General features: G+C 38.2%; 27 protein-coding genes and 1 rRNA gene. 1 reads left to right on the forward strand and 27 read right to left on the reverse strand.

From position 1 onward, the window contains the following. Nucleotides 1-202: 202 nt before the first annotated feature. The 16 genes from pth to metG form a co-directional block, all read right to left on the reverse strand. Nucleotides 203-766 (reverse strand): aminoacyl-tRNA hydrolase, encoded by a 564-nt coding sequence (gene pth / locus ACIQZI_RS23515; RefSeq protein WP_062187740.1) that lies wholly within the window; start codon nucleotides 764-766, stop codon nucleotides 203-205. A 465-nt stretch (nucleotides 767-1,231) separates the two neighbouring features. Then, on the reverse strand, nucleotides 1,232-1,876 hold the full coding sequence (locus ACIQZI_RS23520; protein ID WP_403078104.1) for a 50S ribosomal protein L25/general stress protein Ctc: 645 nt from the start codon (nucleotides 1,874-1,876) through the stop codon (nucleotides 1,232-1,234). Nucleotides 1,877-2,007: 131 nt separating this feature from the next. Continuing rightward, entirely contained in the window at nucleotides 2,008-2,961 is a 954-nt protein-coding gene (locus ACIQZI_RS23525; RefSeq protein ID WP_062187744.1) for a ribose-phosphate diphosphokinase, read from the reverse strand. A gap of 15 nt (nucleotides 2,962-2,976) precedes the next feature. Further along, entirely contained in the window at nucleotides 2,977-4,350 is a 1,374-nt protein-coding gene (gene glmU / locus ACIQZI_RS23530; RefSeq protein WP_403078108.1) for a bifunctional UDP-N-acetylglucosamine diphosphorylase/glucosamine-1-phosphate N-acetyltransferase GlmU, read from the reverse strand. Nucleotides 4,351-4,871: 521 nt separating this feature from the next. Continuing rightward, on the reverse strand, nucleotides 4,872-5,168 hold the full coding sequence (gene spoVG, locus ACIQZI_RS23535; RefSeq protein ID WP_028390521.1) for a septation regulator SpoVG: 297 nt from the start codon (nucleotides 5,166-5,168) through the stop codon (nucleotides 4,872-4,874). A 324-nt stretch (nucleotides 5,169-5,492) separates the two neighbouring features. Then, entirely contained in the window at nucleotides 5,493-5,867 is a 375-nt protein-coding gene (locus ACIQZI_RS23540) for a RidA family protein (RefSeq protein WP_062187747.1), read from the reverse strand. 20 nt (nucleotides 5,868-5,887) lie between these two features. Then, on the reverse strand, nucleotides 5,888-6,706 hold the full coding sequence (gene purR, locus ACIQZI_RS23545; protein ID WP_062187749.1) for a pur operon repressor: 819 nt from the start codon (nucleotides 6,704-6,706) through the stop codon (nucleotides 5,888-5,890). Between the two features lie 59 nt (nucleotides 6,707-6,765). After that, nucleotides 6,766-7,635: a 4-(cytidine 5'-diphospho)-2-C-methyl-D-erythritol kinase gene (ispE, locus tag ACIQZI_RS23550; protein WP_062187751.1), complete on the reverse strand. Its 870-nt coding sequence runs from the start codon at nucleotides 7,633-7,635 to the stop codon at nucleotides 6,766-6,768. A 295-nt stretch (nucleotides 7,636-7,930) separates the two neighbouring features. Beyond that, nucleotides 7,931-8,107 (reverse strand): small, acid-soluble spore protein, alpha/beta type, encoded by a 177-nt coding sequence (locus ACIQZI_RS23555; protein WP_028390525.1) that lies wholly within the window; start codon nucleotides 8,105-8,107, stop codon nucleotides 7,931-7,933. A 283-nt stretch (nucleotides 8,108-8,390) separates the two neighbouring features. Next, entirely contained in the window at nucleotides 8,391-8,642 is a 252-nt protein-coding gene (gene veg / locus ACIQZI_RS23560) for a biofilm formation stimulator Veg (protein ID WP_028390526.1), read from the reverse strand. Between the two features lie 487 nt (nucleotides 8,643-9,129). Continuing rightward, a complete protein-coding gene (gene yabG, locus ACIQZI_RS23565) occupies nucleotides 9,130-10,008 on the reverse strand; it encodes a sporulation peptidase YabG (RefSeq protein ID WP_062187753.1) in 879 nt (292 codons plus the stop codon). Between the two features lie 504 nt (nucleotides 10,009-10,512). Continuing rightward, a complete protein-coding gene (gene rsmA / locus ACIQZI_RS23570; protein WP_403078117.1) occupies nucleotides 10,513-11,391 on the reverse strand; it encodes a 16S rRNA (adenine(1518)-N(6)/adenine(1519)-N(6))-dimethyltransferase RsmA in 879 nt (292 codons plus the stop codon). After that, the gene (gene rnmV / locus ACIQZI_RS23575) at nucleotides 11,384-11,947 is read right to left on the reverse strand and encodes a ribonuclease M5 (RefSeq protein ID WP_062187757.1); all 564 of its coding nucleotides are present in this window, start codon (nucleotides 11,945-11,947) and stop codon (nucleotides 11,384-11,386) included. Before rnmV ends, rsmA begins: the two co-directional genes overlap by 8 nt. A 146-nt stretch (nucleotides 11,948-12,093) precedes the next feature. Next, a complete protein-coding gene (locus ACIQZI_RS23580; RefSeq protein WP_403078121.1) occupies nucleotides 12,094-13,284 on the reverse strand; it encodes a ubiquitin-like domain-containing protein in 1,191 nt (396 codons plus the stop codon). 240 nt (nucleotides 13,285-13,524) lie between these two features. Continuing rightward, nucleotides 13,525-14,292: a TatD family hydrolase gene (locus ACIQZI_RS23585; protein WP_403078149.1), complete on the reverse strand. Its 768-nt coding sequence runs from the start codon at nucleotides 14,290-14,292 to the stop codon at nucleotides 13,525-13,527. 569 nt (nucleotides 14,293-14,861) lie between these two features. Beyond that, a complete protein-coding gene (metG, locus tag ACIQZI_RS23590; protein ID WP_403078124.1) occupies nucleotides 14,862-16,859 on the reverse strand; it encodes a methionine--tRNA ligase in 1,998 nt (665 codons plus the stop codon). A 1,041-nt stretch (nucleotides 16,860-17,900) separates the two neighbouring features. Between metG and ACIQZI_RS23595 the strand changes: the two genes are divergently transcribed. After that, nucleotides 17,901-18,188, forward strand: a complete 288-nt coding sequence (locus tag ACIQZI_RS23595; protein ID WP_062187764.1) for a transition state genes transcriptional regulator AbrB — start codon at nucleotides 17,901-17,903, stop codon at nucleotides 18,186-18,188. A gap of 97 nt (nucleotides 18,189-18,285) precedes the next feature. Here ACIQZI_RS23595 and rsmI read toward each other — a convergent pair whose 3' ends face one another. From rsmI to rrf, 11 genes are all read right to left on the reverse strand, one after another. Next, nucleotides 18,286-19,167, reverse strand: a complete 882-nt coding sequence (gene rsmI / locus ACIQZI_RS23600; protein WP_062187766.1) for a 16S rRNA (cytidine(1402)-2'-O)-methyltransferase — start codon at nucleotides 19,165-19,167, stop codon at nucleotides 18,286-18,288. Beyond that, nucleotides 19,145-19,426 (reverse strand): GIY-YIG nuclease family protein, encoded by a 282-nt coding sequence (locus ACIQZI_RS23605; protein ID WP_062187768.1) that lies wholly within the window; start codon nucleotides 19,424-19,426, stop codon nucleotides 19,145-19,147. The genes rsmI and ACIQZI_RS23605 overlap by 23 nt, the downstream gene beginning before the upstream one ends. Continuing rightward, a complete protein-coding gene (locus ACIQZI_RS23610) occupies nucleotides 19,413-20,156 on the reverse strand; it encodes a tRNA1(Val) (adenine(37)-N6)-methyltransferase (RefSeq protein WP_062187769.1) in 744 nt (247 codons plus the stop codon). The genes ACIQZI_RS23605 and ACIQZI_RS23610 overlap by 14 nt, the downstream gene beginning before the upstream one ends. Before the next feature lie 86 nt (nucleotides 20,157-20,242). Beyond that, the gene (gene yabA / locus ACIQZI_RS23615) at nucleotides 20,243-20,614 is read right to left on the reverse strand and encodes a DNA replication initiation control protein YabA (RefSeq protein WP_062187771.1); all 372 of its coding nucleotides are present in this window, start codon (nucleotides 20,612-20,614) and stop codon (nucleotides 20,243-20,245) included. 17 nt (nucleotides 20,615-20,631) lie between these two features. Then, entirely contained in the window at nucleotides 20,632-21,459 is an 828-nt protein-coding gene (gene ricT, locus ACIQZI_RS23620; protein ID WP_403078131.1) for a competence/sporulation regulator complex protein RicT, read from the reverse strand. Beyond that, nucleotides 21,452-22,459: a DNA polymerase III subunit delta' gene (gene holB, locus ACIQZI_RS23625; protein ID WP_403078134.1), complete on the reverse strand. Its 1,008-nt coding sequence runs from the start codon at nucleotides 22,457-22,459 to the stop codon at nucleotides 21,452-21,454. The genes ricT and holB overlap by 8 nt, the downstream gene beginning before the upstream one ends. A 54-nt stretch (nucleotides 22,460-22,513) precedes the next feature. Further along, nucleotides 22,514-22,843 carry a cyclic-di-AMP receptor gene (locus ACIQZI_RS23630; protein WP_403078137.1) on the reverse strand — a complete coding sequence of 110 codons (330 nt, stop codon included), beginning with the start codon at nucleotides 22,841-22,843 and terminating at the stop codon, nucleotides 22,514-22,516. Between the two features lie 186 nt (nucleotides 22,844-23,029). Continuing rightward, nucleotides 23,030-23,671 (reverse strand): dTMP kinase, encoded by a 642-nt coding sequence (gene tmk, locus ACIQZI_RS23635; RefSeq protein WP_403078140.1) that lies wholly within the window; start codon nucleotides 23,669-23,671, stop codon nucleotides 23,030-23,032. A gap of 63 nt (nucleotides 23,672-23,734) precedes the next feature. Beyond that, nucleotides 23,735-25,159, reverse strand: a complete 1,425-nt coding sequence (locus ACIQZI_RS23640; protein ID WP_403078143.1) for an aminotransferase class I/II-fold pyridoxal phosphate-dependent enzyme — start codon at nucleotides 25,157-25,159, stop codon at nucleotides 23,735-23,737. 180 nt (nucleotides 25,160-25,339) lie between these two features. Beyond that, the gene (locus ACIQZI_RS23645) at nucleotides 25,340-25,537 is read right to left on the reverse strand and encodes a sigma factor G inhibitor Gin (RefSeq protein ID WP_082675283.1); all 198 of its coding nucleotides are present in this window, start codon (nucleotides 25,535-25,537) and stop codon (nucleotides 25,340-25,342) included. Between the two features lie 199 nt (nucleotides 25,538-25,736). After that, nucleotides 25,737-25,821, reverse strand: a 5S ribosomal RNA gene (gene rrf / locus ACIQZI_RS23650); the annotation flags it as partial.

Genomic DNA, 25,821 nt, shown 5'->3' on the forward strand with positions numbered 1-25,821 from the left:
AGATTATCCTTAGTATAGGCCTAAATAGGGGATAATTATTCAGCCTCCAGAACATTTTTTAGGGGTTGTTCAAAAAGTCTGGTAAAAAGGTTTGCGAATTGCATCAAAGCTCATTTTTGACCTTCTATTGAAATCACGCAGGTCTAGAGACGTGATCACTCGGAGAACTTCTCGGCTCCTTTTTGAACACGCACTTTTAGCATTATGATTGATTATACTCATTCATAACTTGTAAGAATGAAGACTCCAACCATGCCTCGCATGCATGAGCGCTTTTTTCAATTATCGGTTCAATCTTTGTCCACTCTTCTTCCGTAAACCGACCTAATACATAGTCAGTCACTGGGATTCTCCCCTCCGGTCGGCCTATACCGATTCTAATCCGGTTGAACTCTTGCATACCAAGATGAGCGATTGTTGATTTAATTCCATTATGCCCACCGGCGCTCCCTTTTTGACGCAAGCGAATTCTACCAGGAGGCAAATCTAAATCATCGTATAGAATGACTAAATCATCAACTTCAAGCTTAAAGAAGTTCATAACAGCCGAAATGGATTCTCCTGATAAATTCATATATGTAAGTGGCTTTAGCAACATGACTCTTTCACCATTTACCGAACCGCTACCATAGATTCCTTTATGCTTTGCTTGATCTAAAGGAATGGACCACTTTTTCGAGAGTTCATCTATCACTTCAAACCCGATATTATGTCTCGTTTTCTCATATTGTCTGCCGGGATTCCCCAGCCCAACGATTAATTTCATGCTTCACACTCCATTTATCCCGCATTAACGGAAAGCCCGATTGGTTCAACTAACAATCAGTGGGGATGAAGAATCCCCCACTGATTGAAGTTTCATTTTATAAGAAACATCCATGAGCATCTGCTCTAAAACCCATCGACGAAAAAGATACAGGTTCTAAAAACTGTATTACCTTATGAAAGTGGCAGTGCAGAACTGATTTCGGGAAGCTTTGTCCCTTTTTATTCCACAGAAAAAGCCGTCACTGCCCCTCGGTTGCAGTACACTAAATTTCACGTTATATAAAAATTTTACCTTATATCTACGGATCGTTGCAAGCGGTATGAGTCCTACTATCATAAATGTCCTTTTCTCCTTCAAAACAAAAAAGAACGCAACCATTATCGGTTACGTCTATTATATCATGAGCAGAATGTTTGATATGCAAGAATTCTGTCGAACAGTTATCAAAATATACGACAAATCTTACGCTTTAGATTCATGTGAAGCTTTCGTTTCACGACCTTCTTCATTATTAGGAGTACCACCATCTTGCTGCTCACCTGTATTAATTTCCTCTTCTTGTCGTGGAGCAAGGACCGATGCAATAACTTCTTCATCATCATGGTTAAATGTAATCCTATAATTTCCTTTTACATCCCCCACTGTTACAACACTACCTACAGCTAAACTTGTTACATCCACATCAATTGTTTCAGGAATATCATTTGGCTTAGCGGTAATCGTCAATTCATGAACAGATTGTTGCAAAACCCCACCATCCTTAACACCCGAAGACTCACCTACAAGATTAACCCTTACATGTGTCTGCAGTTCAGTAGACATATTTACAATAAGAAAATCCGCGTGATAAACCTCATTTTTAAGTGGATCTTGCTGATAATCTGTAAGCATAACATTTCTCTTTTGGCCTTCAACTTCTAAAGAAATAATTCCATTTCTCCCTACATCTTTAATCGTCTTAAAGAAATCGTTACTGTTAATTGAGATTGCCGCGCTTTCATTTTTGTTACCGTACACAACTGCCGGAATCTCACCACTCAGTCTTAGTTGACGTAATGTGGACCCTTGAGATTTAGCTCGCTCTTTTGCTACTAATACATTACTCATTTATCTCATTCCGCCTTTCTAATCAAAATTCAAAGTATCTCTCTATAAAAATTGCCCTTAAATTGAAACTTCTAAACGTATTTTTGGAAATATAAAAAACAGCAAGGAAATAATCCCTGCTGTTTTTTATATTAATCAAATAATGTACTAACAGATTGCTCTTCATGGACACGGATAATTGCTTCCGCAATCAATGGAGCTACTGATAATTGAACAATTTTATCTATTTTTTTCTCTTCACATAAAGCAATCGAGTTTGTTACGGCTAATTCCTTAATTTTGGAATTTTGGATTCTATCAATAGCCGGTCCTGATAAAACTGGGTGTGTACAGCACGCATACACTTCCTTCGCCCCATTTTCGATAAGAGCATTGGCTGCTAAAGTAATCGTCCCAGCTGTATCGATGATATCATCAATTAGAATAGCCGTTTTCCCTTCAATGTTTCCGACAATATTCATAATCTCTGCCACGTTTGGACGTGGTCGACGTTTGTCGATAATGGCAATCGGTGCTTTTAAGCGTTCTGCCAATTTACGGGCACGTGTAACCCCACCATGGTCAGGAGAGACAACGACGACATCTTTCAAATCTTTTCCCTCAAAATAATCGGCTAAAATAGGTACACCCTGCATGTGGTCAATCAAAATGTCAAAGAATCCTTGGATTTGTGGAGCATGTAGATCTAATGCAATTACGCGGTGTGCGCCAGCTGTTTCTAATAAATTAGCGACAAGCTTAGCTGTAATAGGCTCACGAGCACGCGCTTTACGGTCTTGACGAGCATACCCATAATACGGCATCACAATATTAATTGTTTTGGCAGAGGCACGTTTTAAAGCGTCGATCATAATCAATACTTCCATCAAATGTTCATTAACAGGATCACTTGTTGATTGGATGACATAAACATCACAGCCACGGATACTTTCTTCAATATTAATATGAATTTCCCCATCACTAAAATGAGTAACAGAGCACTTCCCAAGTCCTACTCCAATCACTTCTGCAATTTCTTCCGCTAAACCAAGGTTTGAATTTAAAGAAAAAACTTTTAAATTTGGATCTAAATACTGATTTGACATGATGACCTCCACAGGTTATTTATTAAATTTCAGGTTTTTAACGTAATCTTCCTTATTAACTTGGCGAGCACGAGCAATGGACAAGGCTTTCCCTGGTACATCCGAAGTAATCGTAGATCCAGCAGCAACGTACGCCCCTTTTCCTACAGTCACTGGTGCCACCAAATTAGAATTACAGCCTATAAAGACCTCATCTTCAATTTTGGTTAAATGTTTGTTAAAACCATCGTAATTAACTGTAATGGAACCACAGCCTATATTTACATCTTCTCCAACTTCGGCATCTCCAATGTAACTTAGATGAGATGCTTTACTTCCCTTACCCAAAACCGTTTTCTTAATTTCAACAAAGTTGCCGATTTTCACTTCATCCTTAATATCCGATTGCGGGCGGATATGAGCAAACGGACCAATATGAACATGATGACCAATGCTACTGTCAGAGGCAACCGACTGTCTCAAAACCGAACTGTCACCTATATGGCAGTTATCGACTTCTGTTTGAGGTCCAATTATACAATCGTTCCCAATTACGCTGTTTCCTTTAATGATCGATCCTGGGTATATGATTGTATCCGAGCCAATTGTAATATCCGCTTCTATATACGTATTTTCAGGATCAATAATAGTCACACCGCTTCGCATATGGGTTTCGTTAATACGCTGACGCATCAATTTCTCTGCTTGTGACAAAGCAACGCGATCATTGACACCCATTGTCTCATTAAAATCTTCCGTTTGATAAGCCGTAACCGTCTCACCCTGTTTTTTCAGAATTTCGATGACATCTGGAAGATAGTATTCGCCTTGGGAATTATCATTGGATACATTTTGTAAAGCCGTAAATAAAGCCTTGTTATCAAAACAATATGTACCCGTATTAATTTCCTTCACATTGCGTTCTAACTCATTCGCATCTTTGTGTTCCACAATTTTCTCAACATGGCCCGCTTCATTTCGAATGATACGGCCGTACCCATCCGGGTTTGTCGCTAGAGCTGTTAGAATACTCGCTTTTGCATTCGTTTCTTCATGAATCTTCATCAAAGCTTCCATGGTTTCCGCTTTAATTAACGGCGTATCTCCACAAATAACAATTGTCGTTCCGTTCTTGTCGCCCAGCGCATAATCTGCTTGCATCACAGCATGCGCCGTCCCTAACTGTTCTGCTTGCAAAGCATACACACATGCAGAACCAAGCTGTTCTTGAACCTTCTGTGCCCCATGTCCAGTAACAGTAACAATCTCTTCTATTTGCAATTGACTAACCTGATCCACAACATGCTGGACCATTGGTTTGCCACAAACAGGATGCAAGACTTTGTATAACTTAGATTTCATTCTTGTCCCTTGTCCTGCTGCCAAAATGACTGCATAGCGATTCATCATAACAAGCCCCCATCTTTACCTTTTTATCCATTAAAAAATATATCTTAAATAAGTATAGTTTTCAATAAGAAAAGCCCAAACGCGACGTTCCTATGTCATCGCTGTCCTGACATATCCTAATGTCGTCGTCGAATTCAGCATACCTTGTAAAGCCAAACAAACAAATATTCTTACAAAGGCGAAACAGCATTCACTAGACAAATCAGAAAAATGCACATTCCATTCACGCTTATCATACTGTATCATTTTTAATAGGATATACCCTTCATTCAATCAATACGTCAGAGCATCAAATGCATTTGCTCAATTCGTCACAAGCTAGTCTGTTTTTATTATATACCTTTCCAAAGACTTTTTTAGCACTATTAACAAATTTTATTGGGGAAATTTTTTCTATATGCACAATGAAAGAGTAAACGGGGGAGAATGCTTTCAAAATTCACAGCGAATTTTGAAAGCATAATAAAAAGAGCCTTACTTTTGAAGTAGGCTCCTGATGCTTTTCCATTTAAATTGAAGTTTTATGAAGCTCCTGCTCCTGCTTCTTCTAATTCAACTTCCAATTCTCCTAAACGATGATATTCCGCTAAAACAGCTTCCTGGATTTTACCACGTGTTGAAGAATTAATTGGATGGGCGATATCGCGGAATTCTCCATCCGGTGTTCTTTTACTAGGCATTGCCACAAAAAGACCATTATTTCCATCAATCACACGAATATCATGGACAACAAATTCATTATCCAATGTAATGGATGCGATAGCCCTCATTCGACCATCAGTATTTACGCGGCGTAATCTTACGTCAGTTACTTCCATTCCTGTTCACCACCTCGAATTAATTAAAAACTTAGAATATATATTCAACACAGATAGTGAATTCTCCTTTTTTTAAATGAGATTTTTTAAAAAAAGTATGTAATTTTTTGAATTTTTTTCTTTTATTGTTAGTAACAGTAAATTAGGTGGTGTTTTTCGAATGGAGAAAACAGAGGCCTAAATACATTATGGAAGAAGTTAACAACAAACAAAGAAAACAAATTTTATATAAAGTGGAACTTCCATCATTGGGGAAGGTTACTTGCACTAGACACCAAAGTATATTGAAAAGCCAGATAATTTTCCATAAAAAAAACGCCCGTATTATTTAACGAGCGCAACTACTTCTATTTCAATCAAAGCATCTTTTGGAAGTCGAGCTACCTCTACACAAGAACGTGCCGGCTTATGAGTTGAAAAATATTCACCATATACTTCATTAATACTACCGAACTCTTCCATATTTTTAATAAAAACTGTCGCTTTAATAACGGTTTCCAAGGAAGCACCAGCTTCTCTTAAGACAGCTTTCAAATTTTTAAATACTTGGTGAGTTTGTTCTTTTACATCACCCGTTACCATTTCCCCTTCAGCTGTAAGTGGAATTTGTCCCGAACTAAAAAACAGATCATTGACGATAATTCCTTGTGAATATGGACCAATTGCAGCAGGTGCCTCGTTAGTATGGATGGAATTCATCTTGCCATCTCCTTTATCATTCAATTATTTAAATAATTACCTCTTGATACTGATATTATTTTATCACGTTCATCGACTTCTGTTAATTTTATTAAAGAGACGAATTGATCAACGAGACGTTCTTCAATTTCATCTGACTCAACAAAAACAGTAATTCCAGCAAGAGTCGCTTTGAACTCTTCTAATAAGCTAACCATTCCTTTAACAGTCCCACCAGCTTTCATAAAATCGTCGACAATCAGTACATTAGACCCTTCCGCTAGACTTCTTTTCGAAAGAACCATTGTCTGAATACGTTTAGAAGATCCTGATACATAATTAATACTAACCGTAGGCCCTTCTGTCACTTTGTTATCTCTCCGAACAATCACAACAGGAACATTTAAATAATTCGCAACCGCATATGCAAGCGGAATTCCCTTCGTAGCCATGGTCATAATGACTTCTACCTGCTTGTCTGCGTAAGCCGCTGCGATAATTCGACCAATCATATTAACTGTCTCTGGATGACCCAAGATATCTGTCATATATAAATATCCACCAGGTAGCAAACGTTCAGGACTCGCTATAATACTACAAAGGTGGTCGATAAAAGCAGTAGCTTCATCTGGCTTTATACCTACCAAGTACTTAACACCACCAGCTGCCCCAGGTACTGTTGTTAACGTCCCAATCCCCCTTTGCTCGAAGGTCTCTTTAATAATGGTTAAATCTTCACTAATCGATGACTTTGCCGAACTATATCTTTCTGCAAAAAAGGTGAGCGACACCAAGCGACCAGGATGAGCTAGTAAATAATTCGTCATATCAATAAGCCTCTCGCTACGCTTAAATTTCATTTCAACACTCCTCACCAAAAACGAATATTATATCATAAATATACCACTAATGTACGTCTCTATTCAAGAGCGCTTAAATCACCAAGCATTCGAACGGCATATACTTGATCGCAAAAGCCGCGCAAGCCATTGTAGACTCGCTGCATACGAGAATCGTGCTCGACAAGGCCAAACACAGTAGGGCCACTTCCACTCATCAACACCGCATCTGCACCAAAGGTTTTCATTTGTGACTTAATATTCGCAACTTCGGGATATAATTGTAACGTAACTTGCTCAAGTACATTCCCTACGCCATTGCACACTCTTTCATAGCTATTGTTTTCAATCGCAGAGATCATTTCCTTAATGTTTGGATGACCCATCTCCCCAACTTGGAGCCTTCGATAAATATCAGCTGTTGATACTCCAATGGTAGGCTTAGCTAAGACTACCCAACATTTAGGTGGAACTGGTAGCTGAGTAATTTTCTCACCTCTGCCTTTTGCTAAAGCAGTACCACCATAAACGCAAAATGAAACGTCTGAGCCAATTTCAGCGCCGATTTCAGCAAGCTCGTCCATAGATAAATCCAGATTCCAAAGTTTATTCAATCCCCTTAGGGTAGCTGCAGCATCACTGCTTCCACCAGCCAAACCAGCTGCTACTGGGATATTTTTTTCTATAGCAATTTGAACCCCCGTATTAATTCCATATCGTTGCTTTAATACGTATGCTGCTTGATAAGCTAAATTCCGATGATCATCCGGGACAAAACGATTATGTGATAGAATTTCGATTTGACTTCCACCGATCTCTTTCAATTCAATTCTATCTGCCAAATCGACCGTCGTCATGATCATTTCCACCTCATGGTATCCATCCGGCCGCTTAAAAAGCACATCCAATGCTAAATTAATCTTAGCTGGTGCTTTCTCCATAAGCTTCAATATTTCCACCTACTTTTACGTTCTTCTAAAGTTCTTGTCCTATTTTATCATATTTGTTTTCATTCTAAAGGTTTTTTCATGGTAATTTCAATGCATACTGTTCAAATCCGCAATGAAAATAAGGAAAGTTATGAAGGTGATATGGAGGAGAAGTTTATAAAAAGCCAGACCTATCCATATTGGCCATCCAACATTTTGTTAGACTCCATATGTGGATAAAGGGTCTGGCTTTATTATCTTATGTGCAACAATGATTAATTAAGTGTTCGGTACAAATGCGTTCAGCCATGCTTGATTATCTTTTCTCCATCAATTGGCGCTCCGCCATTTCGATAGCAAGTTTAACCATATTACCTGCATCACGTGCACGTATTCCTCCCCAGCCTTCTTTTTGGACAACATCATAAAATCCTAATTCCTTAGCCAACTCTTCTTTAAGACCTGGTGACATGATGCCTTTTCTTCTGCCCAAACGAATCAGCCCCTTTTATCATGCTACACAAAATTAGTTTCTACAATCGAAAGTAAAACATGAACTCCTTATTTATCCATCGAAAGCATTCACCGTATTAATACGTCCCCTAACTTACATCCTGTGGACTTTTGATATGCGTCCTAACCCCCAAAGTTCAGGCCGCTTGTGTTTTTCAAACAGTGTGAGTCTTACTGCCCGTTAATACGCGGTGAAATTTATTGAGAAGTCTCTGTTAAAAGACATAAAAAAGCAGCAAACAATTGTTTGCCGCCGCTTAAAGTTACATTTCTTGCTGTTTATTCAAAAATGTTAATTCTACGGTTTCTGTTAATACATCTGCATAGCTGTAAGATACTCTTTCGAACGCATTTTCATCCTGATCGAGCTCAATCACAAAGACAGCCGGATAAGTCTCTGCTAACGTACCAAAACGTTCAACAGTTTTTCTTCTTCCGCCGTTTGCTTTTAAGAGCAACCGTTTCCCCAAATTGGAGTCTAGTGAATTTTTAATATCCGCTAAAGTTTTTGGCATTTTCGGTCCACCTCACTACGTTTAGTATATCACAAACCGGCAACAAGGTCAAACAAAATAATAAATTATATCAGCATTTAAATTTGTTTGTCAATATTTTTTTATACAAATCCGTAATAATTTAGATACTTTTTTTATTATCTCTATAATTTTGAAAAATTATGTAAAATATTCTTCTTCCGATCCTGCCCATATGAAGCAATATGGCGCTACATTAAAACGCCACGATATAGTTTGAAGGACGGCTGAACACCAGAAAGCGAACTTCGATACGGTTGTAAAGCTGAGTCACATTTTAGAGATTCCCACTTGAAGCCCAAGTAAATTTTCCATTTAATTTTTAAAACCGTTTAGCTATCCCCTCTTTCCTTCATCCACAAGGCGCCTTAGAATAAGAAGAATAACTATTATAATTCTCCCGTCCCATCGGATTCAGACAAGCATATTTAGCTAAATAAAAACAAGCTGCATACAATGAGATGCAGCTTTATTCATCTTTATTGATATTATAAGGCATACCAGTTCTAAGGACGCCCCTCGTTTCAATACCGCCGAGTCCCTTTTCTCCAGTTAATGTATTTCTAAGCACATCCCACACATGAATATTGTCGGTAAAAGACGTGAAACTAATTTTAGCGACTATATACACCGGATCCAATGCATGTATATTCACTCTGGATGGCGAACTCGCAAAATTAGCTCCTGCTTGAATTAATGATTCAAAGTGTGATTGACAGGCTCCAGCAAAGATAACGAGTTGGTCAAGGTGTGCGACTTTATTTCTTGCTTCCCTCACTGTCTGCACGAATTGCTTGGAGTGGCGATAAGCATTTATGTCATGGGATGGGCCTTTGGACTTCGAATAAGCATCATGCCCCGTTATGACCAGGATGTCCGGACGATATTGATCAATAAGACTACCAATGCGGTTAGGCATTTCTTTCTCATTACAATAAATTCCCTTTACTGGAATTCCAATCTTTTCATATAATGTGAGGCATTTATTTAAATAAGAGGCGTCCCCATCAACATGCAGCACTTTCCCCGGAATTTGAAAATACTCCCCATTATACCGATACCCATCACTTGATTGGTAATTGCTTTTCTCTGTTTGTAACTGTTTATCTTGGCTAAATAAATGATACGATTGCTCTTGGAGAGCTTCACTTGTTTTTTGCCGGGTTTGTCTTTCCTCATCATTAATCTTAATTAAATCGTCAAAAGGAGCGTCTGCAATTAAGCGAATATCCTCGCCATAAAGAATCGCAACCTGCTCGCCACCCACCAAACGTATGTCAATCACTCTGAATAAGATGTCACATCGATAAGATGATCGTCCGACAATATCATTCACTTGTACATTCATGCTCTCACCTCGAGACAAGATAACACCAAGTCTTGCCAGATTTTCATTCCTATTACACTATGCGGGCTTATCTCGATTGGTGAAATATCCATACGATTTGTATTATAAAAAAATGCAAGTGCCGTGGTTCAACCTAAAAGTATTTGATTAGAGGTATTGATGATTTTTGCAAGTAACAAATTTGAGCAGATGTTGATTGTAGTTATGCGAGGCTCCTACGGGAGAAGCGTGTCTCAGGAGACCCACACAGAGCACTGAGGGGGCTCCTGAGACCACCTATGGAAAGCGAGAGTACCTGCCAACGGTATCAACCCAGGATATTCGTGTAAATATCATTTAAAAGCAACAAAGTATGCGAAAACAGCATTGAAAAAAGAGGCTGTCCCAAAAGGTGACCTCACACTCTATACACCGTTTATTGCGTCATGCACACGTAATATAAACGATATATAGAAGATATGGGTCTGACCTTTCATTTTGGGGCAACCTCTTCTTGACACTGGTTTATTTAAAATGAAGAAGGAGTTCATCACTTAATCTGCCGAATTCCGCGATAGATAATGTTTCTCCTCGTCTTGTTGGATCTATTCCGGTCTGTTCTAGCGCTTTAAGAATTTGGTCTTTTTTAGATTTCCCATCAGGAAGCTGGCTCGTTAAATTATTGAGAATGGTCTTCCTACGCTGTGCGAAGCTGGATCGTGTCACTGTAAAGAAAAAGTCTTCATCTTTCACTTCAACAATCGGTTTTGCTCTTTTCACCAATCGAATGACAGCGGAGTCTACATTCGGCTGCGGCATAAACACCGTTTTTGGAACAATCATGACCGTTTCCGCTTCCGTGTAGTATTGAATCGCAATGGATAAAGAGCCATATTCCTTCGTTCCTGGTTTAGCAGCGATACGATCTGCCACTTCCTTCTGCAGCATCACAACCAATCCGCGAATCGGCAAATTTTCCGTCAATAATTTAAGAATGATCGGAGTCGTTACATAATAGGGAAGGTTCGCAACGACCATTACATCATCGATACCCGCAAATTCTTCCTCTATGACTTTCGCCACATTCGCTTTTAGAATATCTTCAAGGATGACTGTTACATTATCATAAGGAGACAATGTATCTTTTAAAATAGGTAGCAGACGCTGATCAATTTCAAAGGCCGTCACTTTCTTACTTCTTTTCGCAAGTTGTTCCGTCAATGCACCAATTCCCGGTCCAATTTCAATAGCGCCGCTCTCTTCAGTCAATTCAGCATGATCAACAATTCTTCGTAATATATTCGTATCAATTAAAAAATTCTGACCCAAACTCTTTTTAAAAGCAAAGCCATACTTCTTTAAAATTTCCTGTGTGCGAATGGGTGTTGCTATATCCTTATGCATGTTCTTCCTCCTGATCCATCTTCTTTAATGCCTGATAAAAATCATTACTAGTGATCTGGAACATCTTTAACCTTTTATATAACTGTTTCCCGTTTGTAAATCCAATTTTCAATAAAAGACCAAGTTGCTCTCTTCGTTCCCGTGCCCCTGCTCCACCAATCAATCCAGCATCAATTAACTCTTCCTTGGAAATCTCTTCGCCTGCATCTTCATCCATTGTTTGAGCTTCCTTCAACGCATTGCGAATCGCTTCAGGTGAAGCGTGCTCAACCCCGATTCCTCTACCTGACTTTGGCAGTGCCTCTTGCTTAGACAAGAATGCATGCTTGCAGCCAGGTACTTGTTCTGTAATTGTATTTCGGATTTTCTGTCCAGGGAAATCCGGATCAGTGAAAATAATAACACCCCTCATTTGCTGAGCAAGTTTTACTTGATCAATCACTGACTCGTTAACAGCCGATCCATTTGTTTCAATTGTATCAGCATTGACAGCCCGCTTAATTGCAACGGTATCATCCTTACCTTCTACAACAATAATTTCTTTAAGTTTTTTCATCTTTTCCTCCAAATAACTGAAACTATTTATAGCGTCACAACGTCTAATACTATAGAATTGTGTATGTTTTAGGATAGTTGAACTTCACTTGTATCATTATAACGTAAAAAAGCAGGAGATATGCAATCCCCTGCCACTGTAAATGATTAATTTAAGACGCGGATTTTCACTTTCTTTACTCCCCATCGGTATGCATCCGATTTTGAGGGGAAGAACACATCAATTTTATGACCTTTAATTGCCCCACCTTTATCCGCTGCAACTGCATAACCATATCCTTCAACATACACCTTTGTGCCAAGTGGAATCACCCTTGGATCAACTGCGATGACCTTGGCGTTTGGATTTTGCTTTAGATTAATCCCCGTTGCTGTTGTTCCGGAACATCCGTTACAGCTTGCTGTATAAGCAGTCGACGATACGTAGAGCTCCTTGCCTGAACCTTGTGAATTGTCTTCTCCACGGGATACTTGAGCAACTAATTGCTTCGTTCCTACTGCTACTACTTTGTCTGCCTTTTCAGTCACAACTTTTTCAGATATAAGCGCACGAGCAACTTCTTCGCCATTTTCCTTTGTTACTTCAAATTGTCTAGATATTAGTCCGTTTTTCCCTTCACGTACAACCTTTTCTTTGCCTTTATGCAATGAATGGTCCTTCTTTGTGATGATTGCAAACTGAACAGGTTCTTCCACTACATCGGTGACTTTTTCAACTCTTATGACGTTTACAGTATTCTGTGGTTGAACGTTTTCCGCCAACTGCGGCTCAACTCGATCTAATTCATTGAGCTTTACATCTTGTTGCCTTAAAAAGTCAGCGACCGTAGTCGAAGTTGACCAAACCTGCTGTTCATTACCGCCTAAAACCAGCTTAATTGGAAAAGCCTTTTCGATGGTAATCTGCATGTTATCTTTAATTGTTGTATCTTCAGATAGGCTAAGCTTATCGTGTTGCGTTACATCCAATTTCTGTTCTAAAAGAAATTCCTCTACCTTTTGGGCTGTTGTCAAAATGACTGTTTCTTTCCCATCAACATTCAGCTTCACTTGCTGGGCTGGTCTCCACTCAACCCCTCCCCCATCCTTTATGATACTGTCTTTCGAGGGATGTATATAATCTTCAGCTTTTGCAGTAATCTCGAACTCTGCCAATATATCATTTACGGTGTCTGCATGTGTTTTCACGATTGTTTTCTGTCCATTAAGCGTTAATGACACCGTGTTCTTTGTCCCTTGATAAAACAGCATTCCAACTGAAGCAGCAACTATTATAGTACTGCCTAGCACAATGGCTATTCGCTTTTTCCCAAAAGACTTGGGAATCAGGTTTTTCATAGATTGTAATATAATGAAAAACTCCTCCTTCCTCTGGGTGATTATATAGACATTCTAACAAAGCTGTCAACTCATACATTTCTTTCTTTGGAAAGTAGTTCCTATTATGAACACTCTCTAGTAAATTGAAAAGGAAGAGTTATCGACACGTCTATCCTATGAACCACTTGAGATTTGTAGAACTTTCAAGAAACAAGTTTCCATTAGACAATCTTAGCAACAAACTGACAAAAATTGCTGTCAGTTTATGCCGAATAATTTCTTTGCATTCCTAGTTGTTGCCTCCGCTACTTCTTCATAAGTAATCTCTTTAATCTCTGCAATTTGCTCTGCTACCAATTTTACATAGGCAGGCTCATTTCGTTTGCCTCGGAATGGATGGGGTGCAAGATACGGACAATCGGTTTCAATTAGCAAACGGTCTAGTGGGATTTCAGCTGCGACTTCTTTCGGTTTTTTAGCATTCTTAAACGTTACAGGTCCTCCAAGCGAAATGTAGAAGTTCATCTCTACGCATTCCTTAGCAATTTCAGCACTGCCGCTAAAGCAATGCATAATGCCGCCTACTTCATGTGCATTCTCTTCTTTTAGTATTTCAATGATATCTGCTGTCGCTTCTCTGTTATGAATAATGATTGGTAGTTTTACCTTTTTTGCTAGCTTGATTTGTTTTCTAAACACATCTTTCTGGATTTCCTTTGGTGATTTATCCCAATGGTAATCAAGTCCCATTTCTCCAATCGCAACGACTTTAGGGTGTGCTGCTAATTCTTCAATCCAGTTTAGGTCTTCGTCTGTCATGTCAATTGCGTCAACAGGATGCCAACCCACTGCAGCATAGATAAAATCATATCCGTCAACCAATTCCATTGCGCGTGTTATCGTCGGACGGTCAAAACCAACAACGACCACATTCGAAACACCAGCTTCTTTCGTCCTTTGAATCACCTCTTCTAGATCTTCCTCAAACTGCTTATCATTCAAATGAACATGTGTATCAAATAACATCTTCTTCGCCCTTTCTAGTAACATTCTATTAGTAATTACAAGTTTTCATGTTTCACATTTATGTAACAAATATATTACATACAAAACAAATATGGCGTTAAAACGTCACCATTTACTATGAAGGATAAATTCTATTACTGGCTACGCTCACCTAATCATAATGGTGGCGGTGCGGAGTCGGAATTTCGGACGCTTTCTTGATTATATAAGTATTCTTGTTAAGCAAATTCGTTATCATAGTAAATCGCGTAGACCCGTCCTCATGTCCTTCATACCAAAACACAAGAAAAATTCCTTGCATTTTACAATTTTTCCATCTTTGCAAACAGACTTATTTTTCATCTGTAGTTTATCAAATACCTTTTTTATTATACTAAGCGAGTCACATTCTTTTTTAATGTTAGCCTTTAGGTAAAATAACTATTGATAAGTTTGCTGAACCACAACTTTTTCATGAAGCCATATTGAAAATAAACCCAAATTTTTAGCATGATATGCTATATTATAATGGAAAAAAATAGCACAGAAATGTTTCACATGGAACATTTCTATGCTATTTAGGAATAGAGTTATTTTACTTTCGACCCATTTGGCAATGTATCAGGAACTGTTGCCACTGAAAGCTTTCCTTCACCGCTTCCAGCTAGAATCATCCCTTGAGATAATTCACCACGCAGTTTCACAGGTTTAAGATTTGTTACACAAATCACCTTTTTTCCTACTAATTGTTCTGGCGTATAATATTGAGCAATACCAGAGACAACTTGTCGTTTTTCATATCCCAGATCAAGTTGTAATTTCAACAACTTATCCGCCTTCTTGACAGGCTCTACTTCCAGCACTTGTGCGACACGTAATTCCACCTTCATGAAATCATCAATCGTTATTTCATCTACTTCTGGAATTTCCTCTACTTTTGGTTCCTCTTTCTTGTCTTCTGGTTGTGGAGCACTTCCTTGCATTTGCTCTTTGATAAATTCTATCTCTTCTTGCATCTCAAGACGCGGGAAAATAGGATCTCCTTTTTCAACCTTTGTTTGCGCTGGAATTAGACCAAATTTCTCTAGGCTATCCCAGGACTTTAATATTTCATCTGTAATCGTTAATTGATTAAAAATCTTCTCAGGTGTTTGTGTTAAAAATGGCTTTAATAAAATAGCTGTTCTTCTTAGCGTCTCAGCTAAATGTACCATTACACTTTCCAACTCTTCAAGTTTGGCCTGATCTTTCGCTAATACCCATGGCTGTGTTTCATCAATGTATTTATTTGTTCTGCTTACTAGTTGCCAAATTACGGAGAGTGCCACCGAAAACTCCATTTTATCCATGGCTTCTTCGTAGTTCGTTACTACGTTTTTGTTGACTTCAAGAAGAGATTCATCAAACTCCCCAATAGAACCTTTATACTCTGGGATAATCCCACCAAAGTATTTTTCGATCATCGCAACGGTACGATTTAGTAAATTTCCTAAATCATTCGCTAAGTCAAAATTTATTCTTTCCACAAAACCTTCAGGGGTGAAAACACCGTCAGAACCGAAAGGAACTTCACGAAGTAGATAGTAACGAAGCGCATCTAATCCATAGCGGTCAATTAATGTTACCGGATCCACTACATTCCCTTTGGATTTTGACATTTTGCCATCCTTCATTAACAACCACCCATGAGCAAATACCTTTTTAGGTAGTGGAATATCAAGTGCCATCAGCATGATAGGCCAATAGATCGTATGGAAGCGAACAATTTCCTTCCCAACCAAATGTACATCTGCAGGCCAGTAGTTTAGATATTTCGAATCATCCTCTGTTCCATATCCTAATGCCGTAATATAATTTGAAAGCGCATCAATCCAGACATAAATGACATGTTTAGGGTCTCCTGGTACCTTAACCCCCCAATCAAAGGTTGTACGAGAAACAGCTAAATCTTCTAGACCTGGTTTAATAAAGTTATTAATCATTTCATTCTTACGAGATTCAGGTTGAATGAATTCAGGGTTTTCTTCGTAATATTTCAAAAGTCGATCTGCATATTTTCCCATCTTGAAGAAATAAGATTCTTCCTTCACTAATTCTACTGGATGGCCGCTATCTGGACTTTTCCCTCCGACAACTTTTCCATTTTCTTTAATCGGGTCGACTAATTGAAGCTCAGTATAGAATGTCTCATCTGGTACAGAATACCAACCCTCGTACTGGTCTAAGTAAATATCTCCTTGATCAAGCAATCGTTTAAAGATCTTCTCTACGACATCCTTATGGCGAGTTTCCGTAGTCCGAATAAAGTCATCATAGGATATATCAAGCTTCTTCCATAAATCTTTAATTCCGGAAACAATAGTATCCACGTATTCCTGTGGGCTAACTCCTTGTTCCTCAGCTTTTCTTTGAATTTTTTGTCCATGCTCATCTGTACCTGTTAAATACATGACATCGAATCCGCGCATACGCTTGTAACGAGCCATCGCATCACCAGCTACCGTTGTATAGGCATGCCCAATATGTAAATTCCCACTCGGATAATAGATCGGGGTTGTAATATAAAATGTCTTCAGTTTATCTTCCATTGTTTTTTCCTCCTATCATATGTAGATCCAGAAATGATGTTCACTAACTTACTTTTAACCCTATACCTCTATATTACCTTATCTCACCATAAGAGCGATAAAGAAAATCTATTGAGATTAATTTTTAATAGAGACAAAGCTACAAAATTTAAGCGATCAAAGCCATTTTATGAAAGCAAGTCAATATGGCTTCGATAACTTATGCAAAAGTAAAAGTCTATATCTTTGATCATAACGTACAACGCTTGATTAGAGTTGGTTTTCTAATATTAAATAGATTCTCCTCCACACTGGATAGCAGCGCTTTAAATGCAGATTTTTCTTATTGTCAGCATAACCTCTTATACCCCCAAAATATACCTAAAATCCCCCAACAATCGCAACTTGTTTCCGATCAAAATCCTACTAACCTAAAGGTTCCCCATTTACTATCTTCCTTGATCAATAAACTATACTGATTTGAAAAGTTGTAAAATCCCCAACACAAACTTCCTTTTATTGTTATTTTCTATTGTTTTTTAAATTTGCGAAGAAGTATAATAGAAAAAAGGGAAAATAATCTTATTGAAAAAATTTTGATATATGGGACTTTCGAGATATTTGTCGAACTTTGTCGAATTTAATAAAAAAAGTGACAGGGTTATATTGGATTATGCAGTCATATTTCTCTTTCTCGCCATTCATTCATAAAATTTTTTTCAATAAAGTGAAACTTCCATCAGTGAGAGTTTTCTTCATCCCCCACTGATGATTAGTTGAACCAATCGGGCTTTTACGGGCAGTTTGTCCCCTAAAACCTACCTTCTTTGTTCCACATAAGCTTGAGGTGGGAGTCTTACTGCCCGTTAATATTGGGGTAAATCTTTAAGTTTAACCTGCTTTTTAATTTTTTTTTTCAAAAAAATGTATAAACTTGAATAAAAGGATTGACGTATTTGGGAATGGCTGGTATTATAATATTTATAAAAAATGTCGAAAATTGACGAAATAGAGATAAAAGGTACTAGAATACTATTTTAAATTGAGAGGAGATTTTCATATATGAAATCTACAGGAATTGTACGTAAAGTTGACGAATTAGGACGGGTGGTAATTCCAATTGAATTACGCCGTACACTAGGAATTGCAGAAAAAGACGCTTTGGAAATTTACGTTGATGATGAGCGCATCATTTTGAAAAAATATAAACCTAATATGACTTGCCAGGTTACTGGTGAAGTATCTGATAATAATTTAACACTTGCTAACGGAAAGTTAATCCTTAGCCGTGAAGGTGCAGAACTGCTTATCAAAGAAATTCAACAAAACATGGAATTAGAAACTGTTTAATTACTTTTTCTATTTTTAAGAAGGCTTCCAAGGAAGCCTTCTTTTTTTGTACACTAATTTACAAGTATCTTTGTGGCAGTTATTCTTACCCGTTTGGTTAACTTTCTATTACATGATAAGCGTGATATACATCTCTTTTCTGCAAGCCACGATCCATCGCTGTCTGTTTGATAGCATCTTTTGAGTTAAGTTGTTTTTCATCGATATAATATTGAACATGCTCAGCAAGCTCAATACTTTGCCACCATACTTCTTCTGTTTGTTCTTCCACGAATTCTGCACCTTCAATAATCAAGCAGAATTCGCCTCTGATTTCATTTTCAATAGCCCATATTTGTGCTTCATCTATCGTACCTCTAATAAATTCCTCAAATTTCTTGGTCAGCTCTCGGCATAGAACAATATTTCTATTTCCGAGCACTTCACGCATGTGTTTTAATGTATCTTTTAATCGGTGCGGTGATTCATAGACTATCCAAGTTGCCTCCATCTTCTTTAACTTCTCCAGCTCTTTTTTCTTTTCTTTGGCATTTCTTTGCAAAAAGCCATAAAAGTAAAAAGGCTGTGGCACTAATCCTGAAGCAATTAGTGCCGTAAGTGCAGCATTTGCACCTGGTAATGGAATAACCGGTATACGCTGTTCTAGTGCTTCTTGAACGAGTTCGAACCCAGGGTCTGATATAGTCGGCATTCCGGCATCACTCACTAATGCAATCGTTTGGCCTGAAAGAAGCCGCTCAATCATCTGCTTCCCACTCGCTTGTTTGTTATGTTCATGGTAACTAATGACTTGTGTTTCAATTTCAAAGTAATTACAAAGCTTTCTTGTATTCCGTGTATCTTCTGCAGCAATAATGTCTGCTTCCTTAAGAATCCTTAAAGCTCGGTAGCTTATATCCTCCAGATTCCCAATTGGAGTTGGCACTAAATATAAAACGGATTGCTGTCCTTCCTTTTCAAAGCTTTTCTGTTGCCACATCTACATTCTCCTTACCAACAATTTTTTCTTTTTGTTTTCTAGATAACTGCTTAAAGCGATACTCAGCTCGCATTGCTTCTGTTTTTCTTAGAAACGTTTCAAAATGGACAAGCTTTACCGGTCCGCGTCCTCGTGTGTATTTAGCACCCTTTCCTTCATTATGAAGCTTTATCCTTTTTTCTAAATCGTTTGTATATCCCGCATAATAACTATGGTCCCGACATTCAAGAACATAGAAGATATGCTTATTCTTCTCCATATAAAACCCTTCTAACCTCAGGAGTATACACATTATCCTCATTGTACACGACAAGCGGTGGTAAAACCTTTAAATCAGGACTTCCATCCTTAATTCCCTCTATTAGAATAGTGTTGGCTTCTTTACTTGCTTTCGGATAAACAAATTGCAAACGTTTTGGTTCCAACCGATGCTTCCTCATTAAACTAAGAATATCCATTAGCCTTCCTGGGCGGTGAACAAAAGCCGCCTTCCCACCCTGTCGCAACAATTGGCTTGTATTCTGAACAACATCTTCAAGCGTACACATAATTTCATGTCTTGCTATTGCAAAGTGTTCATTCCGATTGATTTCTTCTTGCGATGGTGTTGGAAAATAAGGAGGATTACATGTCACAACGTCAAATTTATCATTCCCAATCTCCCTTGGGAATGTTTTTATATCACCATGTACCATCTGAATCTGTTCGGAAAGACCGTTATATTTAATACTGCGCTCTGCCATGTTAAATAATCGTTCCTGTATTTCTACCCCGATGATCTTCCCCTTTGTTCTTGTACTTAGTAACAGGGGAATCACACCATTACCTGAACAAAGATCAGCGATTCTTCCTTTTTGAATCGGGATATTTACGAATTTTGATAAAAGAACTGCATCAAGAGAAAATGAAAACACACTTGGACTCTGAATAATTCTTAACTTTTCTGCTAATAAATGATCGAGGCGCTCATCACCAATTAATTCTGCCATCTTCTTCACTCCATTATCTAATTACTATTTATAGAAACATTGTTTACTTCAACGAAAAAGCCTTCCCTAGACAGGAAAGGCCAAGCTTACTTTTTATTCAAAAAGGACAGGCAAAACAAACAATCGCCTTCTTTTCTAAGGCTACCAAAATGCAAATTACAAATATGGAAACCTTCTTGATATAATCGAGCTAGATTATCATAGCCTTCGCCGATATCCATTGTCTTATCATCAAGATTTTCTTTCAGTGCCTTTGCTTTGGTTTTATTTTTTGTAGAAGGGCTAGGATTCTCTCCAAGGTTTAGACGCCTGCGCAAATGTTCATTCTCAAGCTTAATAGATTGGTTATCCTCAAGAATCTCAGCAAGATGTTGCTTTAATTCCCCAAGCTGTGTATATAAATGACCAATTTGGGCTTCCATGCTCGTTACTGATTCAAATATATCTTTCTTATCCATGCTTTCCCACCACCTTGTTAATCTGTGGCTTGAATAGAAACGGCTCCCTCGTTTAGAATCTCATCTAACGTATACTCTAATACTCTATTCTGTTCGACTAATTCAACTTGAAGAACTCGTTCTAGAATATTAAGCCCCACTACCTTGCCTTTTCCATTAGGTGTCCGAATCATTTCACCTAAGTCAGGAAGCAATTCTTTCGCATTTTCGTACTCATCATTTTCGTATTTAAGACAACACATCAAACGTCCACATAATCCTGAGATTTTTGTTGGATTAAGCGATAGATTTTGATCTTTGGCCATCTTAATGGAAACTGGTTCAAAATCGCCAAGAAATGTTGAACAACAGAGCATTCTGCCACATGGCCCTATTCCACCGAGCATCTTTGCTTCATCTCTGACACCTATTTGGCGCAATTCAATTCGTGTTCTAAATATGGCTGCAAGATCTTTTACTAAGTCGCGAAAATCTACGCGTCCATCCGCAGTAAAATAAAAGACAACCTTATTGCGATCAAATGTATATTCCACATCAACCAGTTTCATATCAAGTTGATGTTCCTCAACCTTTTTACCACATGTATTATAAGCTTCAATAGCAGCAGATTTATTTTCCTCAACAATTAGCTTGTCCTTTGCATCAGCAACTCGAAGCACTTTCTTCAATGGCAGTACAACGTCGTTCTCATCTACTTGTTTCCTTTCCGTAACAACTTTGCCGAATTCTACTCCACGCACAGTCTCTACGATAACGAAATCATCCTTTGAAATGATAAGCTCGCCCGGATCAAAGTAGTATATTTTGCCCGCCTTTTTAAAACGGACCCCTACAACATTATACAAATGATGACCCCTCCTGCAAATTCAACACAAGCTGTTCCATCAACAGCTGTGGATTTGTATTGGACATTAGCTTCCGTTTTGCTTCCAAAATAGAACTCATCTGCTCAGCCAAACGTCTTTGAGTAAGATGAAGAGCACGTAACTCCAGCTCCTCCTGTAAATTTTGAAAGACAATTTGGTCACGTCTATCCAACTGAATATATAATAAATCTTTATAAATAAGATATAAAAGATCTAAACCACGGTTCAGTTGATCTCGTTCTTTAAAGTGTGTAAACCACTCCTGCTGAAGATATAGCAATGCCTTCAGTGAATTTGTATTTAACACTTCATATAATTTTACCACTTTTTTTTGGGATTGTGCAAACCATTCCTCTGAACCTAATAGGATCCCCTCTTCAAAATTTTGCGTCACGTGGGAAATAATAGAGGAACTTTGCATGTCCAATCCATGATTCAGCAACCTTTTCTTCACCATTTCTGGTGATAACGGCTTGAAGGATAAGGTTTGGCATCTTGATAAAATGGTAGGTAAGATACGTTGTATTTGTTCAGTCATCAGTATAGCAACCGTGCCTGTAGCAGGTTCCTCTAAAAACTTCAACAAACTATTTGCAGCCTGTACAGACATTTTATCTGCACTTATCACTAAATAGATTTTTCGTTTCGACTCTACACCCTTTTTTGAAAACTCTTCTTGAAGACTTTTAATTTGATCCTTTTTTATGGAAAGCCCATCCGGTTCAATAAGATGGACATCCGGGTGATTTCCACTCATAATCCGCTTACAATGACTGCATCGGTTACATGGCTCATATTCATTTGTCAAATCTTCACAAAGCAGGCTTTTCGCAAAAAGCAGCCCCATTTCTTTCTTACCCGTACCCTTCTCACCATCAAAGAGATACGCATGAGCAACCCTTTCCCGGAGAATGCTATTCTTCAGCATCCCAGAAATTTGCGGCTGCAACTCATATAAATCTTGCCAAGTTTGTGTCACAATAAATCAGCTCTCTTATATCTATAAAATAAAGAAACTATATGCTTTCATGTACTAGAATTGTAAAAACTGTTCAATTGGCAATACAAATACCGTTGCTCCTCCTACTTGAATTTCAACTGGGTAGGGTACATATGAATCTGCATTCCCTCCCATTGGAGATACAGGTGCGACCAGCTGTTCGCGGGACTGACAATTTTCCTTAATGAGTTCCAATGCTTTATCTACACGATAGTCATCTGTACCAATCATAAACGTCGTATTCCCTGATTTTAAAAATCCGCCAGTACTCGCAAGCTTCGTTGCCCTGAAATTATAATCAACGAGCTCTGTAAGTAGCCTTTGGCTATCTTTATCCTGTACAATTGCAATAATCATTTTCATCCCTATCATCCTCCATTGCAGTTGATTGGTCGAGGAGCAGACCATTTTCTTTAATTATAACAATTATTTATATCCTTCACAGTGATCGATAGGCATTTTTTTTAGCTACTTACACTAGACACCAAAATTTATAAAAAAAAGAAGCGACCAGTTCAATTGATTAAACAGACGCTTTCATAAATATAATTATTGGATACGTTCCTTGATGAATTCAATCACTTTCCTCATAGTCTTGTCGACGACAATATCTAAAGGTTGCGCTGCATCGACAACATAAAACCTTTCTCTAAAGCGTTCCATTATGATTTGGTAGCCTTCTCTCACTTTTTCGTGAAATTGTAACTCTTCCATATCAAGACGATTAACTTCCCGTTCCTGATTACTATGGACACGTTGGAGTCCCAAATCCGGGTCAATATCAAAATATATTGTTAAGTCGGGCATAACCCCTGCTATCGCAAATTGGTTCATTTTATACACTTCATCAATACTCAATCCTCTTGCATAACCTTGATAAGCAAGAGAGCTATCAATAAAACGATCACAAAGAACGATCACGCCACGATCCAAAGCAGGCATAACCTTTTCAACTAAATGCTGCCTTCTTGCAGCCGCATATAGTAAAGCCTCAGTTCTTCCATCCATTACTGTATTATCTTTATTCAAGATGACTTCCCTAATTTGTTCAGATATAGGAATACCACCTGGCTCTCTCGTAATGACCATCTGATATCCAACATCAGCCAATACTTCTCCCAGTTTATGAAGAACTGTTGTTTTACCTGCCCCTTCAGGACCTTCAAATGTAATAAATATTCCGCGACTCATAATTATTTTACCTCCAGCCAAACTTGTTTCCCATCTAAGTATACCATTTTCAAACTACAAAGGTCATTCGAAAACCATAAGCTTTCCTATTCTTAATTCTTTTCCTCCATGAAACCTTGATCCAGCTATGATTATCTGCTCTAGGTACAGTATTTGCTCTTCGGTAATACGTTCACCCATCATAATAATTGGAATTCCTGGGGGATAGGGTATGACCATTTCAGCCGCAACCATTCCAATACTCTTGGAAATGGAAACAGACCGCCTTCTTCTTTTTTTCATTTCCGGATAAGTTAAGGCGAGGGTTGTAATCGAGTCTGACTGTTTATAAATCAAGTGATTCTTTGCTTCCCCACTTCCTTCACAAACAACATCTTCAATCACGGATGCAATGTTTTGAAAATATTCACGGCTGTTCTCTTTCATTAACGGTAGGACAAACAAAACATTCCTGTGATCTGCAAGTTCTGTAAACACGCCTTTTTTTTCTAATTGACGTTGAAATTCGAATCCCGTTATTTCCTCATGAGATCGTATCGTTATTTTTAAAGGATCAAGCATATCCTTTTCTAAGATTTCAATATGGGCAATCTCGTCCAGTTCTTTTCGAAATCCAAGAATAGTTTTCATCAATATAGTCTTATCATATTCACCGAAGGAAGCCAAATAGGACCGTGCTAAATCCAACGATGCCATAATTGGATAAGAAGGGCTACTGGACTGAAGCATTTGTAAGTAAAATTCCACTTTCTCTCGATCTACGAATGAACTGTTTATATGTAAATATGAACCCATTGTCATCGCAGGTAACGTTTTATGGGCCGAATGGACAACGATATCAGCTCCAGCCTCAATTGCACTTTCGGGAAAGGGATCTCCAAGACAAAGATGGGCACCATGTGCTTCATCTACCAATACAGGGATCCGCTTTGAATGTGCAAATCTTACAATCTCACTCAAGCCACCGCAATGTCCATAATAGGTAGGATGCGTTACAATGATTGCCTTTGCCTGCGGATATAACAAAAAAGCCTCCTTAACTGACTCAAGCCGCAATCCCTCAGAGATACCCCAATCCTCATCTACCTTTGGTTCTATAAAAATTGGGCTTACACAAGCCAGCATTAATCCATTCAATATAGATTTATGACAGTTCCTCTGAACAAGCACCGTATCGCCTTCTTGAAGGCTCCCAAGAATCATAGCCATATTCCCCACGCTTGACCCATTTACAAGGAAATAACTATACCTAACACCGTAAAGACAGGCTAACAGATTCTGTGCCTCTAATATTGGTCCTTCAGGTGCATGAAGATCATCTAAGCCACTAATCTCTGTAGCATCAATAGAAAGCAATGGATTGAATAATGATCGAGCCCTCTCTGAAAAAAACAGTCCGTTTTTATGCCCTGGTACGTGAAATGACCTTGTCTGTTTTTCTTTATGGCGGATAAGCGCATCAAACAATGGTGTATTTTCTTGATTCATATTATTACCTCTCTACTATTATCTTATCCTCTTATTTTATCAAAGTTCATTATTACAACATAATGATTCATTATTTGTATTTTCATATATACATGTAAGCTATTTATTCTATTCCAAGCAGGTATGGAGGCCACTTAATTTGCCTCAATACCTACTCTACTTAAATAAACAATCAAGTCATTACGAATAAATTTCTGGTGTATTCACTTTTTTTAATCGTTTTAAGTAATATTTATACCTTGGATCATCTGTCTCCGTCTCAACCATAGCTAACTCACATTGTTTACAAATGAAAGAAGTATATAAGTGTATTCCATCATCTTTGACCTGATCACACACAATACAGGTTTCCTCTGTATTCTTCTTTAATGTGCTTATTTCCAAACTCTCCACCTCCCTGTTTGCATTCTCCCCCGAAAAGCACAATTGTATACACTTTTCAAAACAGTGCGAGAGATATTGATTCGTTTGCCTATAATAATGTATGAAAGAGTTTTTCAATGTGTGTATGTCTACCTTTTTTATTTCATTTTTAATGCAAAAAAAGACCAGCTATAAATAGCTGGACTCTCAATTTGCTTGGCAACGTCCTACTCTCACAGGGGGAGACCCCCAACTACCATCGGCGCTAAAGAGCTTAACTTCCGTGTTCGGAATGGGAA

Source organism: Peribacillus sp. NPDC096379, assembly GCF_044762875.1.
GTDB lineage: Bacteria > Bacillota > Bacilli > Bacillales > DSM-1321 > Peribacillus.